This is a genomic window from Deltaproteobacteria bacterium, from assembly GCA_005879535.1.
Taxonomy (GTDB): domain Bacteria; phylum Myxococcota; class Myxococcia; order Myxococcales; family 40CM-4-68-19; genus 40CM-4-68-19.
On record VBKI01000056.1, the window covers coordinates 1 to 336 of the forward strand.

At 68.5% G+C, this 336-nt stretch carries 1 protein-coding gene; it reads left to right on the top strand.

The genetic code is table 11. From position 1 onward, the window contains the following. Positions 1 to 24: 24 nt before the first annotated feature. Positions 25 to 336, top strand: a 312-nt coding sequence (locus E6J58_08455; protein TMB38655.1) for an RNA polymerase subunit sigma, incomplete at its 3' end; no start/stop codon positions are given.

Here is a 336-nt window from a genome sequence, read left to right on the forward strand (position 1 = left end):
CCGCCGCTTAGACTCCATCGCCTCATGCCGATGCCCGCGCGTCTCAAGGAGCACGAGCCCTGGACTGACGAGCAGGTGATCGAGCGCGTCCTCTGCGGGGATGCCCAGCTCTTCGAGCTGATCATGCGCCGTCACAACGAGCGCCTCTACCGCGCCATCCGCTCCATCCTGCGCGACGAGGCCGAGGTCGAGGACGCCATGCAGGCCGCTTATCTCCACGCCTACACCCACCTGCGCGACTTCGAACGCCGCTCGACGCTCGCCACCTGGCTGACGCGCATCGCCATCCACGAAGCGCTCGGTCGCCGGCGGCGCGGATTGCGCACCGTGACCAGC